Genomic DNA, 15,368 nt, shown 5'->3' on the forward strand with positions numbered 1-15,368 from the left:
ACCAATCCACTAGAGGCTGTTTCGGTAGTAGATTGTTTAAGCTGCTGATTGCGTTACTTTTCAGCCAATCGCGCCGCGACCAGATAAGGCAACTCATTGTTTCCAATGTGGATGTTTTATGTTATGAATGTGCATCCTGCCTCCCCAACACGAATAAGAAATCACGAGGACTATGATTACTCATGCAGTGATTTTTTCCCCTATTGGGCAGTCCAGTCGTTCCGATCAAATCGTGCAGCGACTGGCCAACGCGATAGTTTCAGGATTACTTGAAGCCAATGAGCAACTGCCGAATGAAGCGGATTTGGCCCGAATGATGGGCGTCTCACACATCACGATTCGCGAAGCGCTGAATACCCTGCGCGCCAACGGTTTGGTGTATACCGTGCGCGGCCGTAACGGTGGCAGTTTTGTCGCCAATAGCATTGATAAACAGGCATCGTCACAACATCCGTTCAATTTGATCAGCACCGAATATCTCTCTGATCTCGGTGAATGGCACTGCGCGATTTTCTGTCATGCCGCGAAATTAGCGTCCACGCGCATGACACCCAATGACATCGCCACACTGACGCAATTTGTTGATACTCTGGAACACGCCACCAGCGCGGAAATGCGTAGCCAGGCAGATATGCGCTGTTTATTGACGATTGCGGCAAACTCGCAGTCAGCGAGAATTGCCAGTCAGGAACTGATTATTCAATCTGAATGGGCGTCACTGGTCACACTTTTATATAAGTCAGATGCGGCTCATCACACTACTGTCGATATTTATCGCAAGTTATTGACCGCATTTCGCGGTCATGATGAACTGGCTGCGGTTAATCTGGCGAGTGTGTTAATTAATGAATTAACTTCAAAGTTAATTGAATATAAAATAAGCTTTAAAGAGATTCTGTGAGGAGAGAACAGTGAGCGATGTCAGTCACCACGCGCGGATCGTCAATACGTTAGAAGAGCTATTCGCTGCGGTAACCCTCTCAACCAAAACGCTCTCTAATCACGTCAACCACCAGCTCGCCACGCTTCCCGTGGCGGGCATCGCTGCTGACAAACAGCGTGAAAGCAGCCTGCGTAAAAGCCTCTACCCGTCGATTGAAAAAGTCCTGCTGGAAAGCCAGTTTTGTTCAGGTGCAGGATTTGCCAGCCATCTGGCCACCGAGAATCTCGCTCAGCCTTACTGGTTTCTGGAGTGGTGGTTTAAAAACCCGAAGAGCAATCAACAGTCTTGCTTAGATCTTGATCAAGCCACGCAGCAGCGACTGGATTTCAGCACCTTTGAGTGGTTTAAAAATACGCCAGACGCGGAAGATGTTTATCTACACGGTCCTTATGTTGATTATGTCTGCACCTCGGCTTATACCATTACCGCAGCGTCACCCGTAGTGATTGCAGGAAATATGGTGGGGGTCGCGGCAGTGGATATATTAGTGAGCCGCATTGAGGAAGCGTTGCTGCCTATTGTTAAGCAATTAAGCAGTAAAGTGATCATGACTAACAGTGATAATCGCGTAATATTCTCCAGCCATCTGCAATACCGCACCGGGTCACTGGTGAATATTGACGTACCCTTTCAAACGACGCAAAACGGCTTTTGTAAAATCTATTTCTTGTAAAAACCTGCCGCACGTCGCGGCAGGTTTTTCATTAAAACGAAATCATTTTTCCTGGTGCCAGTTTGGCACTGATACCAAGCAAGGTTTTCGCTAACGGAATCGCCACAGGTGCCAGTTTTCGTCCAATCATCAACGGCGTATGTTTTATTGCCGTTAGCATCGAAAAATCACTGTTGGCGCTGACGATATCATCACGAATCGCTTTGCCAATACGGACCGTCTGCGCAATACCATGCCCACTCCAGCCATGCACCGAATAGATTTTGCCGTTCTTGCCGCCTTTACGACAATCTGTGGCACCGTTTAGCGTCAAATCCGTCGTACCGCTCCAGGCGAAATCCAGCTGAAGCGCGTCATGTTCGGGAAATACGGCGCGTAAGCGTGAGGTGAGGTAATCCACGGTGCGCGTGTCATCCCAGCGCATGCCCGTACCTTGTCCACCAAATAGCAGGCGCTCGTTACGCACTGGACGGTAATAGTCGATCTGCAATTGGGTGTCATACACCGGTTTCCCCGTCGGCAGCAGAGCTTTGGTGCCATCGGCCACTGGCGAGGTCACCCCCACATAGGTATAGAACGGGATAGTGGTCGCGTTGTTTTCGTTGAGCAGAGTATGGGTCGCGTCATGTACCGCGATCACCACGCCCTTGGTGGCGGTAATCACGCCCGCTGCGGTGTGAACGCGCGTCACGTTTCCCACCTCCTCAATCCGCATCACTTCACTCTGTTCATGGACCTGACCGCCATTCATCACAAAGCCGTAAATCAGGCCGCGATTAAGTGCCAGCGAATGAATCTGCCCGCCGAGATCGTCAAGCACGCCGCCGTAATACGCGTCCGATTTAATATGCTCATGCAGCTCGTAGCCGCCTAACACCGTGACGTTATCGTCACCGAGGAAGTGACGGGCATCCGCGGCCTGCACCAGGGCATTCATGTGGCCGGGATGAATCGCGGCGGTGATGTGTCCGCGTTGGCGCTCCAAGTCGAGGTGGTAGCGGCTAGCGATATCATCAATCAGCGACATGGCTTCGGTTGAAGTGAAATGCCACAAGCGTTTGGCTTCATCCAGGCTGAGATTATCCAGCATCGACTCAGCTTCCCAGCGTGCCAATCCCGGCGTAAGTTGCCCACCGTTACGCCCTGATGCACCCGAACCGATAGCGTTTTTCTCCAGTAATACCGTTTCAAGACCGGATTCTGCCAAATGGAGTGCCGTGGAAGCCCCCAGCAACCCGCCGCCAATGACTACGAATTCACACACTTTTTCACCGTCCAATGGTGGAAACGTTGTCCAGGGTGCAAGCGTCGACTCGTAGTAATTGGCCGGATTTCCCGGATCGATATTCTCGGTTTCGTCACATTGTCTGACCCAGTTCCAGTCACCATCAATGGCGGTGTGACTCGGTCGCGTAAATTTTGCATCGCGCATTAATACCGGCTTAATTAAATCAGGTTGTCTGTTCATCTATTAGTCTCGGTTCGTTAATCGCACCACAGGAAGATTCACTGTGAGTTTTATTGTTGGCTTTACTCGGAAATCATCACTTCACGCTGGGTTACACTGCAGTAAATAATCCAGCTAATGCCTATCACCGCCCAAATCGATCCCAGCATAAAGGCATCATGATCGAGATTGACCCACATCATTGCCACACACGCCAGGCCACACAGCGGCAGCAGCAGATTTTTAAACAGATCACTGAAGGTCGTGATTTGTTTATCGACAAAAACAAACTTCACTATGACGGAAAGATTGACCGCACTAAAAGCCACCAGCGCACCGAAACTGATGAGAGAAACAGCGGTATCTAAATTAAAAAATATTGAGCTGAGCGAAATAAAGCCGGTGAGCAAGACACAATAAAGCGGATTGCGCGTTTTAGGATGGATATAACCCAAAACAGGTGCGGTAACCGAATTGTTTTTCCCCATGATATGCAGCAACCGTGCCGCGCTGGCATGAGATGCCAAGGCTGAGGCGACAGTATTCAGCAAGATCCCAATCAGAAATAGCGTTTGGAAGAAACGACCGCCGACATATAAAACGATTTCCGGCATCGCCTCCATCGGGTTTTTAAACATGGCGTTATCGGGATAATAAAGTTGAATAAACCAAGCGGCGAGGAAGAAAATGGCCCCCCCACTCAGTGCGGTATAAAACACCGCTTTGGGAATGACACTTTCAGGTTTGTCAGTTTCATCAGAGAGTGTGGTGACGGCATCAAAGCCAAGAAAAGAGAAGCACAACACCGCCGCACCGCTGATTAGCGGCAGGATGCTGGCATTGCCATTAAACAGAGGCGTCACCGTGAGCACACGTCCACTGCCATAGGCCGTATCAAGATCCTTGACCACCAGATAGACAAACACCCCCATTAGAATCACCGGCATGCCGACAAACAGGAAATTCACATTGGCCAGAATTTTAATGTTGCAGCAGTTGATATAGGTGATCAGGGTGGTGAAGGCGAGAATCGAAATCCACGGTGGAATTTCGGGCAACAGCGTTTGCAAGTAGATGCCAGCCAGCAGTGTGTTAATCATCGGCAGGAAAATATAGTCTAACAGTGATGACCACCCCACCATGAAGCCAATATGATTGCCGCACACATTCTTAGCATAAGTATAAGCTGAACCCGCGTACGGGTGTAATTTCACCATGCGTCCATAACTGAGTGCAGTAAATAACACCGCTGCCAGCGCTAATAAATAAGCTAAGGGCACACGGCCTTCGGTTAATTTAGAGACGATACCGAAAGTATCAAATACCGTCATCGGCGTCATGTAGGCGATACCGATAATAATCACTTGCCAGATGGAAAGATTTGTCTTTTTTCTTGAATTCAGGCTCATAGCAATTCCCATTCAATATGTCAGACACGCCGCTCTCTTCGCATGGCACCGGCGATGAATTAAAGTTTTGATTAAGGTCGAAAGGGGGGTGAGGTTACCCTCACCCACTAGGATTATTCTTTGGCGGTACTCAAATCATAATGCTGCTCGTTGCTCTTCTGGCTGAAAGGTCTGGCGATAAACATATACAGCGCACCCGATCCCACCACAATAAACAGACCGATCAACACAATCCATTTATCAACAAAGCTACCTTCTCCTGGCTGCACCAGTAAATAGATGCCGCTCAGACCATAAATCAGCGCCAGAATATTCACCCATATACCCCAACGGCCAATACTCCATTCGCCTTGCGGTTTCCAGCCTTGCAGACGCTTACGTAATGCGGCCAGCACCACCATCTGGAAGGAGATATAGATACCCACTACCGCGAAAGCAGTGATACGCGCCAGGTTATCAGGCTGGTAATAAACCCAGATGCAAATCAACAGTGGCAAAGCGCAGCTGACAATCATGGCATTATCCGGCACATCATGCTTGGAGATCTTCGCCATCCAGCGACTACCCGGCAGCATTTTGTCACGTGAGAAAGAAAACAAAAGCCTGCTCAGTGCCGCTTGCAGCGACAGAATGCACGAGAGCATCGCAATCACCGCCACCACGATGAAGATCTTCTCACCCATCGGCCCCAGCGCATTATTCAGAATCTCGGGAATGGGGTTCTGAATTTTGCCTGACACAATATCGTGCAGATTAGGATAGGACAGCAGATAGCCCAACACAGAAATCACTGCCGAAATCGCACCGAATACGATACTTAAAATCATGGCGACCGGGATTTTACGGCTCGGGTTTTGCACTTCCTCCGCCACGTTGCCACAGGCTTCAAAGCCAAAGAACATAAACAGCCCCAGCAGCGATGCCGACATAAAGGCACCCGTATAGCCACCGCTGGCACTCACGCCCATTGAATCAAAGATCACGCTAATCGGCTGCATGCGATGGAACAGCAATAAATAGATACCGAGTGCGATAACGCTAACGATTTCGCACCAGAAACCAATACGCGCCACACGCGCCAGATTTTTAGTACCAGACAGGTTGATAGCCATCATCATTAACAGCAGTACCACCGACGTCATCAGCAGATTAATGGCGGTTTGTTCATAGCCGAGCAATGAAGCGACAAAGGTTGAGCTGTATTCGGCAATAGATGTGATGGTCACCACCAGCGCCCAGAGATACACCCATGCGGCAATCCAGGCATATTTTTTACCCCACAGGATGCGCGACCACGGATATAACCCGCCGGTAATAGGGTATTGCGACGCGACTTCACCAAACACCATCGCCACCAGCAACTGCCCGCCCGCAGCAATCAAGATCCACCAGATAGAGGGCGGACCGGCCAAGGTCATCGCTAAGGCAAACAGGGAATACACAGCGGTGAGGGGGGATAAATAGGTAAAACCCAGCGAGAAGTTAGACATCAAACCGATCGACCGTTTGAATTTTCGCTCTTCATGCTCGGCTGTACTGCGGGTATTTCCTGACGGGATAGTACTCATCAACGCCTCCAGAACCTTGACTGTAATGTTATGTCAGTATTTATAAAACATAATATGTTATATGTATATTGTGCGATGTCACAGTTTTGTTAAATTGCATATAACATCATGTTATTCAGCTGGTTTTCTGGGTATAGGTGTTTCTTATGAAAAGACAGGAGGCAAAAAAAGAGAGACTTTCAGGTAAAAATCTCTCTTTTCTCTTAATGCAGGGCCCAAGCTGTAGAGCAAAAACAGTTGAACATGAACTAAAAACGATAATCCACCGTCAGCACCACGTTACGCGGTTCCCCATACAATACTTGGTTATAGAAACCATTCATCACCGTGTAGCGCTGATCAAAGAGATTGTTGATGTTCACGGTGATATCCGCTTGTGATGTTAAGGCATAGCGCGCCATCAACGAAGCCACGGTATAAGACTTCTGTGTCGCACGTGTGCTGCCCGAAGGGCTGGTGGCGGCCAACCAGCTACTACTCTGCCAATTAGCGCCCGCCCCTATCGTCAGGGCATCAAAACGGCCAGGAAGTTGCCATGTCGTGAACAACCTTGCGGTGGTGCGGGGTAACTGTGGATTTAAACGCGAACCGTCGTTGTCGTCGGCAGCAAAGTTCGCCACCCCCAAGGACAGATTCCAACCCGGCGACAACTCGCCCTGTAGATCGACTTCGATACCTTTTGAAACCGTGCCACTAGTCGCCTTATAAGCCTGACTGCCATCTGGCAACAAATAGCCGTTATCCAACGTGGCAACATTATTGAGATGGGTATCAAATAAGGCTAATGACGCATTGAATCGCCCGTCAAAATAGCGCCCTTTTATCCCTGCTTCGCGATTATTACCACGGGTAGGTTTCAGAACTTGGTTATCACGGTCACGATAAGTCTGCGGATTGAAAATCGTGGTGTAGCTGGTGTAGAGCGAATACGTGGGATTCAGCGCGAAAATCAGTCCGGCGTAGGGTGAAAGCGCGGATTTCTTTTCATAATTGAAATCTGTGCTGCCGTCATTCTGGTTGATTTTATACTGGCTGACGCGTGATCCGACAATCAGCTTAAGCGGGTCATCCAATGACAAGCGCAGTGCGCTGTACAATCCGCGCTGAGTGATTTCAGTGTGTGTTTTGGTCCAGTTGGCGAGGCTGAAATCCGGCTGCGGATAGTCGCCGTTCCACTGATAAATGCTCCCTAACGGGCTAGTCGGATACACAAAACCACTGCTGTACTCATCACTGACGCGTTTCGATACCATCAGTCCCATCACCATTTCATGTTCCCGTCCAAGTAGGCTAAAGGGTCCGCTGGTCTGCACATCGAGACTGTTCTGCCGCGACGAAGCACGGCTGGCTAACGCGATGGGAATCAGCCCTTCGCCGCTGTTGCGGTCAGGATAACCGAGAGAGGAAAATAGCTTTGCATCAGACTCTGTACGTTGCTGACTTAAGTGCGTTTTGAGATTCCAGCCGTTATCAAAATTATGTTCCAGGCTGGCAAAGGCCGTACGCAGGGTATTGTTCCAATGGCTCCAGTCAGCCGCCGAATTAACGGAACGTGACCAGTGCGTTTCTGAACCGTCACTGTACCAGCGCGGCACGCCGCCCCAGGTGGTGCCTTTGGGCTGAATGATTTGTGCATCATAGCCAACACTGAGCGTCGTATCGTCACTCAAATCCGCATCTATTACCGCATACAGCGCCTGCTTCTTCTGTTGATAACGATCCAGCCAGCTGTGTCGATCCTGATAGCTGCCAACGACACGCGCCCGCACACGCCCGTCCTCCGTTAGCGGAGCAGAAACATCGGCCATGGCGCGGTAGTTATCCCAGGAACCTGCACTCAATGCGGTATGTGCCTGAAAGACCTCGCTGGGTCGCTTGCGCACTAAATTCACTGAAGCGCCAGGATTGCCAGCCCCGGTTAATAGCCCGGTTGCACCCCGCACCACCTCGATACGGTCATAAAACGCGGTATCGAGAAAACTCGCGCCATCAACAAAACTGGTGGGTACACCGTCAAACTGAAAGCTATCGATACTGAAGCCGCGCGAATAAAAATCGACGCGTTAACTGTCGAGGGTCCGCGAGGTGATGCCAGTTGTGGCTTCCAGTGCCGATTGCACACTGGTTAATTGCTGGTCATCCATCCTTTGCCGGGTGAGCACCGAAACGGACTGCGGCGTCTCTTGCGGAGAAAGCGTAAGTCCCGTTGCCGCACGGGTCTCACCCGTGGTGTAAGAAGCGGTCTGTTCAGTGGTGTCACCCAGCGAGGGAGTCCCCTCTACCGTCAGTGTTTGTTCCTCAGCCCTTGCCAGGGTTGACGAAACAAGCAGTATTGTAGCGAGTGGCACATGACGTGATAAGTCCCAGTTTTGTCTCATTTTCTTCCCGATTGGTAGCGAATAGTGTGATAAATTCTGCATTCAAACGAGAATCATTTTCATTTGTCTGTTGTGACCGGTAAATGCCGTGACAATCACTTTATGAATGCGTTAAACGCACGTATCAATGATGATTGTTAACGCTAACGCGATCGCGCTAGGATGCCGTTTTCCCGCCCGGAGGCTGCCATGAAATACCCTGACCTGAATCTGCTGCTGGCATTGGATATTCTGCTCGAAGAGGGCAGCGTCGCTGCAGCAGCACGGCGGATGAATCTCAGTGCACCGGCGATGAGCCGCACATTGGGAAGGATTAGAGAGACTTTAGGTGATCCAGTGTTTGTCCAGGCTGGCCGCAAATTAGTGCCGACGCCACGCGCACTGGCTTTACGTGACCAGGTGCGCAGCGCTGTAGAACAAGCGACACAAGTCCTCACACCGGCTGAACATGTGCAATTACAGGAAGTGACGCGTCGTTTTAATGTTCGCACCAATGACACTTTTGTCGGGCTTTATTCGGGGCGTCTTCTCGATGAGATGACAAAAGCCATGCCGCGTGCAACGCTTCACTTTGCACCGGAAGAGGACGATGTCGATGTTGAGATGCTACGCAGTGGTCGTATTGATCTTCTCATCAGTGCTGCTCGCCAGCTAGGGCCAGAGATTCGTGTACAGCCGCTGTTTACCACCCGGTTTGTGGGGATGGCGCGGGAAGATCATCCCATTTTCGCTCAGGACATCACACCTGAGAAATTAACCCATTGGGGACACATCAGCATTTCAAGACGTGGTAAAGACAGTGGTCCCATAGACCGTGTTTTAGGCGAATCGGGCCTGCAACGTCAGGTGTCGCTGATTGTTGCCACCCCTTACAGCGCTATTTTCGCGCTACTGGATTCGGATTTGCTGCTGCCGATGCCCGAACATCTTGCGCGCAGCGCACTGGCCGCAGGACTACGTGTGCGGCTGTTTGAGTTGCCTATCCCGCTCGAAACCGTCCCCCTGACTCAGGCCTGGCACCCACGCTTTCAGCAAGATGCGGCACACCGCTGGCTACGCCAAACCATCAGGCAGCTTTGCAGCGAGGATGAATAACGGCCGTTCCCATCCGTGCGTTTAGCGCACGGGTCAATTCGAAAAAGCTCACTTTTATGCACCGTGACGCTTCTCTACATTGAGTCATCATTCTCACTGACTTAAGGAAGCCGATGAACGGAGCGCTGTCTTTCCCGGCTAAAACATTTCTGACCTGCATTAAATACTGCGATATCACTTCACCGCGTACCACTTATGTCCTACGGGCAGTGCTGGCGGCTAATCTCGCACTGGTGACCGCCTATTGGCTGGAATTAGACATGCCTTACTCGGCGGCTTCCACTGTGCTGCTAGTGCTGAATCCCGTTCAGGGTGCGGTATTAGGCAAGGGGAAATGGCGACTGATTGGTACGTTGGTGGGGATGGTGGCTGCGCTAACGTTAATGGCGGCGTTCACCCAGCAACCCTGGTTGTTTGCCATCGCAGACAGTCTCTGGTTAGGGACGTGCGTAATGGCCATGAGCGTATTGCGTCATTTCCGTGCTTCTGGCGCGGCTGTCGCCGGTTACACCATTGGGCTGGCAACATTGGGTGCGATGCAACACCCTGAGTTAGCATTTGAGCATGCGGTCGGGCGTGCTGCCACCGTGGCAGTGGTGGTTATCTCACTGGGCGTGGTTAGCGCCCTGTTTAGTCGCCGCAGTTTAAGTGTGAAGGTCGCAGCGCAGTTATGGCATCTGACACAGCAAACGACGCGCATTCAGGCAGAGCATGACCGCGCAACCCTGCAGCGCCAGTTGCTGGCTGAGCTCTATGGCGTAGATGATTTACTGGCCGCAGCGCGTCAAGAATCCCCGCAGCTAGCACAACAAACGCCCATTATTCGCCAGGTAATGGATTTGCTAGTGGTGAACGCCACACTACAGACCTCAACGCAGCATGCTCTCTGGCAGCAGGTCAACAGCTTACTCCAAATGGGCCGCAGCACTGTTTCTGCTGCTCAAGCGCTGTTGTACACCGCACTCAAGGCAGAGACATTACCGCCGAATGAGATCCTGCCGGTCGATAACCTGCTGCGCGTACTCACTCTCCTCGGCAACCTGGATCGTGCTACGGTTCGTCAATCCGTAACGCCTGTTGCTTTTCATCGCGACTGGCGTGGAGCCTGGCGTAATGGCCTGCGTGCCGCAATAACCTTGCTGGCAGCGTCGGCACTGTGGATAGGCAGTGGTTGGTCAGACGGTGACATCATGCTTCTGATTATTGCACCCTATTTTGCCCTGCTTTCGACAGCCCCCCAATCGGCAGCGGGCGCACGAAAATTTTTGCTCGGAACCCTGTTTGCCCTTCCGCTGGCCTTTATTTGCGCGTTTATGTTACTGCCGCTGATCAGCGGCCTGCCCTTGCTGTTAATCGTGCTGAGCCTTTTCTGGTTGCCTGGAATTTATGCCACCAGCATGCCGCAACATATGCTGAGCGGACTGGCCTATTTGGTTGGATTCAACACGTTGACGGCCGCCTCAAATCCCATGGTCTACGATGCGGCGCAATTCCTTAACTGGTCCCTGGCGTGGTTGCTAGGTACGGCAGCCACGTTACTGGCTTTCCAACTTATGCCCCGCCGGCCTGAACGACATGCAGTGCGGTTACAAAGACAAATTCGCTATAGCATGGTCTCCCTGCTGAAAGGGAAAAAGGTTTCCGCCACGCGTTGGCAGCAGCATCAACAACATCGTCTGGCACAGCTGGCAGGATTACTGCGCGCACAGCCTGAACAACAGCAACAGGCGATGCAACAGGGGCTGTTGACGCTCAACCTGGGACGTGAATGGTTAGCATTGCCGCATTTGATCCGCACTTCCCAGCAGCAAACCCTCATCACCCTTTTGCAGCAGCGCATCGCGCGTCGTGCTCAGCAACCTTCATTAGCGGCAAAATATGTGGCTCGAACGGCGCGATCCATAACAAATATGGGTGACAACGTCACTTTATTCGAACACTTAATGGAAATCGCTCGACTACTGCAGATCATGGCGGCAGGAGAAACCCATGCTCAGTGAAGTCTCCATTGCTGGCATCTACCTGCCGCCGTTCTTTATCTACCTGTGCGTCACCTACCCATTGTTTATTGGGCTGCGTCTATGTCTGTTGCGCTGCGGCATTTTGCGTCGGGCCTGGCACCCGGCGTTGGTTGAATTTTCACTCTCATTCATTCTTTTGGCGGTACTGATTCTTTATGTCTAATTATGCTCTTACCTGGATATCTTCTCTCAAAGCGGTGTTCACCCTGCTGATAGTGGGCATTGCCTTGCTTATGGCCGTCACATTATGGCGGGCATATGTGCTGGCCCCCTGGACCCGTGATGGTCGCGTCAGTGCCCAAGTCATTCGCATCGCACCGGAAGTCTCCGGTACGGTTAGCCAGCTTGCAGTGGCTGATAACCAATACGTGGCAAAAGGTACGCTGCTTTACAACATTGATCCTGCTCGCTTCGAACTCGCCGTTAGTACTGCTCAAGCGCAGCTCAACGAAGCCACAGCAACGCTATTGCAAAAGCGCGAGGAGGAAAAGCATCGCCAAAAAATGGGGGCACTGATGGCGGCCGAGGACAGGCAACGTGCGCGGGAGGCCGCACTCGTGGCGGAAGCACAACAGCAGCAGGCGCTGGCAGCGCTGTCCCTGGCGCGCCTGAATCTGCAACGTACCGCCATTCGTGCGCCGGTAGATGGATACGTCACCCATTTGCGCTTACAGCCCGGTGATTATGCCGTGGCTGGCACACCGGATATTGCGTTGGTGGATGCACACAGCTTCTGGGTGACCGGCTATTTCGAAGAGACCAAATTGCAACGCATGCAGATTGGCGATGGCGTGCATATCCGTCTGATGGGACAAGAGACCTTGCTTGCAGGCCATATCGCCAGCTTTGGTCGTGGCATCAGTGACAGCAATCAAATATCAGATACGCAAGGGTTGCCCAGTGTGGAAGCCACTTTCAGCTGGATTCGCCTGGCCCAACGCATCCCGGTGCGTATTGAATTCGATGCACTACCTGACAATCAATTACTTACCGCAGGCATGAGTTGCAGCATCGCGGTCATAGGCAACCGCACACCACAAGGTCGCCTCACTACGCTGCTCACCCGCTGGCTTTAATCATATCAAGGAGATGTTATGCAACCGACTTCCACTGCCTTTACCGTGCTCAACGTGAGCCGTTTCCCGATGGTGACACTCAACCAACAGGCTGTTAGTGCAGGCTATGCGCAACAATGGATCGAGGAGATGACTCACCTGTTGGAACAGGGGGCACCCTTTGTGATGGTCTATGACCATATGCGTGCTGAAGAGAGCGATGCAGATAGAGAATTGCGCAGCCGCTGGCTGATTGAACATCGTAAAACACTCAGTCAAATCTGCCGGGGGATGATCAGCATCGAAAGTGATCCCCAGCGCTGTGAGCAACTGGCGAAAATGCGCAAGCTATTCGGCATTTCACACCAGTTAGTCAGCTCAGAACCCTATGCACTGGCATGGGTCGAACGTTGGCTAGCCTAAACTTTTATTACTGCGCTAGCCATCCACCATCCATATTCCAGGCAGCACCGCGCACCTGTGCTCCGCCCTCACTACACAGGAACAGCACCAGTGCGCCCAACTGTTCTGGGGTAACAAAGGCTTGCGCGGGCTGTTTCTCTGATAACAGGGCCAGCCGCGCGGCTTCCGGGTCTTCACCCGCAGCAATGCGTTTATCGATTTGCTGCTGCACCAGCGGCGTCAGTACCCAACCGGGACAGATTGCATTACAGGTAATCGGAGATTGCGCGTTTTCCAAGGCGATCACTTTAGTTAGCCCCACCACGCCATGTTTTGCCGCCACATAGGCTGATTTCTCTTTCGATGCCACCAGACCATGTACCGAAGCGATATTAATGATGCGTCCCCAGCCGCGTGCTTGCATGCCCGGCAACGCGGCACGACTGGTATGAAATACCGACGACAGATTGATGGCGATAATGGCGTCCCATCTTTCAACGGGGAACTGCTCAACCGGGGCGGTGTATTGAATCCCGGCATTATTCACCAGAATATCCAGCGCGCCGTATTTCTCCTCAATCCAGGCAATCATCGTGGCAATCTGTTGGGGGTCCGACATATCCGCTGCGTGGTAATCCCCCTCCGCGCCGGTGGCCGCTATCAGCGCTTTAGCCTGCTCGACGTCACCAAAGCCGTTAAGAATCACCGTTGCGCCTTGTTGCGCCAACTGCTGCGCAATACCTAAACCAATGCCGCTGGTTGAACCGGTGACCAAGGCCACTTTTCCTGTTAATTGCATTGCGTCATCCTCCTTTAGACAATGCCGGTGAGGTAAAACACCCCAATCACAAACAGCACCGCCAGACTTTTAATAATGGTAATGGCGAAGATGCCGCCATACGCCTCTTTGTGACTTAAACCGGTGATCGCTAGCAGCGTAATGACAGCGCCGTTGTGTGGCAGCGTGTCCATCCCCCCACTGGCCATGGCCGCTACGCGATGTAGCACTTCCATCGGAATGCCCGTTGCCTGCGCCGCCTCGATAAAGTGTTCAGCCATCGCTGCCAGCGCGATACTCATGCCACCCGAAGCCGAACCGGTGATCCCAGCCAACACTGTGATGCTAATTGCTTCATTCAGCAGCGGATTAGGGATAGCCTGCAACACGCCAGACAGCACAACAAAGCCCGGTAGCGCCGCGATCACTGCGCCAAATCCATATTCAGATGCGGTGTTCATAGCCGCCAGTAATGCACCCGCCACCGCGGTGCGACTCCCTTCCGCCAGTCGTCCACGAATATTGCGCCAGCCGAAGATCAATACCACCAGAATGCCGCTCAGTAATGCGGCCTGCACAGCCCAAATCGCGGTGCTTTTGACGATATCAGTCACAATTGGCGTGGGATTGCCAGGCAGCGTGACACTGCTGTGCGCACCGTACCAGGCAGGTATCCAATAGGTGAAACAGAGATTGAGTACCCCAACCAAAATTAGCGGCAGAATGGCAATCGCCGGATGTGGCAGTTGCACATTCTCAGCGGTTTCCGGCTCATTCTTCAGGTTGGTACCGTACTGCTCGTTGTTGGCTTGCGCCTTACGGCGTTGACGATCCAGCCAGGCTAGGCCAACCACAATGATGAACAGTGAACCGATCAACCCCAACCATGGCGCCGCCCAGGCGTTAGTGCCGAAGAAACTGCCGGGAATAATGTTTTGAATCTGCGGCGTACCGGGGAGCGCATCCATGGTGAAGGAGAATGCGCCCAATGCGATTGTAGCGGGGATCAAACGCTTGGGAATGTTGCTTTGGCGGAACAGTTCGGCAGCAAAGGGATAGACCGCAAACGCCACCACAAACAGCGAGACCCCGCCATAGGTCAGCAATGCACATACCAGCACAATCACGGGAATGGCGTGGCGACGGCCCAGTAATGCAATCGCCGCCGTAACGATGGAACGGGAGAATCCTGAGAGTTCAATCAACTTTCCAAAGATGGCCCCGAGCAGGAATACCGGGAAGTAGAGCTTCACGAAGCCCACCATCTTCTCCATAAACAGACCACTGAACACGGGCGCAACCGCTGCCGGTTCGGTGAGTAAAACCGCTAACAGCGCGGCGATCGGGGCAAACAGGATTACGCTATAGCCGCGATATGCGGCCAACATCAGCAACCCAAGCGCAGCGAGGGCAATAACGACACTCATGTTGCTTCCTTATTATTTTGTGAATACTTAGCCAGGTACGCATAAAGGTACAAACCGGGCACATGGGTAACACTTTAGACCGGGCACATGGGTAACAGTTATAAATGGCATAGCAGAGGAGACTCACTATGCCCTGGAATGAGACTGTTACCATGCAACGCCTCGAATTTAT

12 protein-coding genes and 1 pseudogene are annotated in these 15,368 nt (G+C 52.1%); 7 read left to right on the plus strand and 6 right to left on the minus strand.

The annotated features are described in order from the left end of the window. Positions 1-172: 172 nt before the first annotated feature. Together F3J38_RS04565 and F3J38_RS04570 are read left to right on the plus strand one after the other, a co-directional pair. Complete coding sequence (locus tag F3J38_RS04565) at positions 173-901, plus strand: FadR/GntR family transcriptional regulator (protein WP_167135473.1); 729 nt, start codon at positions 173-175, stop codon at positions 899-901. Between the two features lie 10 nt (positions 902-911). After that, positions 912-1,616, plus strand: a complete 705-nt coding sequence (locus F3J38_RS04570) for a PDC sensor domain-containing protein (protein ID WP_167135475.1) — start codon at positions 912-914, stop codon at positions 1,614-1,616. Positions 1,617-1,647: 31 nt separating this feature from the next. Here F3J38_RS04570 and F3J38_RS04575 read toward each other — a convergent pair whose 3' ends face one another. The 4 genes and pseudogenes from F3J38_RS04575 to F3J38_RS04590 all read right to left on the minus strand — a co-directional run bounded on the left by F3J38_RS04575 (position 1,648) and on the right by F3J38_RS04590 (position 8,460). Next, positions 1,648-3,084 carry an NAD(P)/FAD-dependent oxidoreductase gene (locus F3J38_RS04575; RefSeq protein WP_167135477.1) on the minus strand — a complete coding sequence of 479 codons (1,437 nt, stop codon included), beginning with the start codon at positions 3,082-3,084 and terminating at the stop codon, positions 1,648-1,650. Between the two features lie 62 nt (positions 3,085-3,146). After that, entirely contained in the window at positions 3,147-4,472 is a 1,326-nt protein-coding gene (locus F3J38_RS04580; protein WP_167135479.1) for an APC family permease, read from the minus strand. Positions 4,473-4,585: 113 nt separating this feature from the next. Beyond that, complete coding sequence (locus F3J38_RS04585; RefSeq protein WP_167135481.1) at positions 4,586-6,040, minus strand: APC family permease; 1,455 nt, start codon at positions 6,038-6,040, stop codon at positions 4,586-4,588. A gap of 248 nt (positions 6,041-6,288) precedes the next feature. After that, positions 6,289-8,460 (minus strand): annotated as a pseudogene (locus tag F3J38_RS04590) (TonB-dependent siderophore receptor). Between the two features lie 147 nt (positions 8,461-8,607). Between F3J38_RS04590 and F3J38_RS04600 the strand changes: the two are divergent. The 5 genes from F3J38_RS04600 (at position 8,608) to F3J38_RS04620 (ending at position 13,012) form a co-directional block, all read left to right on the plus strand. Further along, positions 8,608-9,513: a LysR family transcriptional regulator gene (locus F3J38_RS04600; protein WP_167135485.1), complete on the plus strand. Its 906-nt coding sequence runs from the start codon at positions 8,608-8,610 to the stop codon at positions 9,511-9,513. A 113-nt stretch (positions 9,514-9,626) separates the two neighbouring features. Further along, the gene (locus F3J38_RS04605) at positions 9,627-11,513 is read left to right on the plus strand and encodes an FUSC family protein (protein WP_167135487.1); all 1,887 of its coding nucleotides are present in this window, start codon (positions 9,627-9,629) and stop codon (positions 11,511-11,513) included. Beyond that, on the plus strand, positions 11,503-11,697 hold the full coding sequence (locus F3J38_RS04610) for a DUF1656 domain-containing protein (protein WP_167135489.1): 195 nt from the start codon (positions 11,503-11,505) through the stop codon (positions 11,695-11,697). Before F3J38_RS04605 ends, F3J38_RS04610 begins: the two co-directional genes overlap by 11 nt. Further along, the gene (locus F3J38_RS04615) at positions 11,690-12,610 is read left to right on the plus strand and encodes an HlyD family secretion protein (protein ID WP_167135491.1); all 921 of its coding nucleotides are present in this window, start codon (positions 11,690-11,692) and stop codon (positions 12,608-12,610) included. Before F3J38_RS04610 ends, F3J38_RS04615 begins: the two co-directional genes overlap by 8 nt. A gap of 18 nt (positions 12,611-12,628) precedes the next feature. After that, a complete protein-coding gene (locus F3J38_RS04620; protein ID WP_167135493.1) occupies positions 12,629-13,012 on the plus strand; it encodes a hypothetical protein in 384 nt (127 codons plus the stop codon). A 7-nt stretch (positions 13,013-13,019) separates the two neighbouring features. Here the strand turns inward: F3J38_RS04620 and F3J38_RS04625 are convergent, their stop codons facing one another. Further along, the gene (locus F3J38_RS04625; protein WP_167135496.1) at positions 13,020-13,790 is read right to left on the minus strand and encodes a 3-hydroxybutyrate dehydrogenase; all 771 of its coding nucleotides are present in this window, start codon (positions 13,788-13,790) and stop codon (positions 13,020-13,022) included. A gap of 14 nt (positions 13,791-13,804) precedes the next feature. Then, complete coding sequence (locus tag F3J38_RS04630; RefSeq protein ID WP_167135498.1) at positions 13,805-15,196, minus strand: GntP family permease; 1,392 nt, start codon at positions 15,194-15,196, stop codon at positions 13,805-13,807. Positions 15,197-15,368 lie beyond the last annotated feature (172 nt).

Origin of the sequence: Candidatus Pantoea formicae (assembly GCF_011752625.1) — a bacterium.
Taxonomy (GTDB): domain Bacteria; phylum Pseudomonadota; class Gammaproteobacteria; order Enterobacterales; family Enterobacteriaceae; genus Pantoea; species Pantoea formicae.

What these genes read in the sequence shown, in the direction of transcription:
- F3J38_RS04565 (WP_167135473.1), top strand. Translation starts at nt 173, where the DNA reads ATGATTACTCATGCAGTGATTTTTTCCCCTATTGGGCAGTCCAGTCGT.
- F3J38_RS04575 (WP_167135477.1), bottom strand. Translation starts at nt 3,084, where the DNA reads ATGAACAGACAACCTGATTTAATTAAGCCGGTATTAATGCGCGATGCA.
- F3J38_RS04580 (WP_167135479.1), bottom strand. Translation starts at nt 4,472, where the DNA reads ATGAGCCTGAATTCAAGAAAAAAGACAAATCTTTCCATCTGGCAAGTG.
- F3J38_RS04585 (WP_167135481.1), bottom strand. Translation starts at nt 6,040, where the DNA reads ATGAGTACTATCCCGTCAGGAAATACCCGCAGTACAGCCGAGCATGAA.
- F3J38_RS04600 (WP_167135485.1), top strand. Translation starts at nt 8,608, where the DNA reads ATGAAATACCCTGACCTGAATCTGCTGCTGGCATTGGATATTCTGCTC.
- F3J38_RS04605 (WP_167135487.1), top strand. Translation starts at nt 9,627, where the DNA reads ATGAACGGAGCGCTGTCTTTCCCGGCTAAAACATTTCTGACCTGCATT.
- F3J38_RS04610 (WP_167135489.1), top strand. Translation starts at nt 11,503, where the DNA reads ATGCTCAGTGAAGTCTCCATTGCTGGCATCTACCTGCCGCCGTTCTTT.
- F3J38_RS04615 (WP_167135491.1), top strand. Translation starts at nt 11,690, where the DNA reads ATGTCTAATTATGCTCTTACCTGGATATCTTCTCTCAAAGCGGTGTTC.
- F3J38_RS04620 (WP_167135493.1), top strand. Translation starts at nt 12,629, where the DNA reads ATGCAACCGACTTCCACTGCCTTTACCGTGCTCAACGTGAGCCGTTTC.
- F3J38_RS04625 (WP_167135496.1), bottom strand. Translation starts at nt 13,790, where the DNA reads ATGCAATTAACAGGAAAAGTGGCCTTGGTCACCGGTTCAACCAGCGGC.
- F3J38_RS04630 (WP_167135498.1), bottom strand. Translation starts at nt 15,196, where the DNA reads ATGAGTGTCGTTATTGCCCTCGCTGCGCTTGGGTTGCTGATGTTGGCC.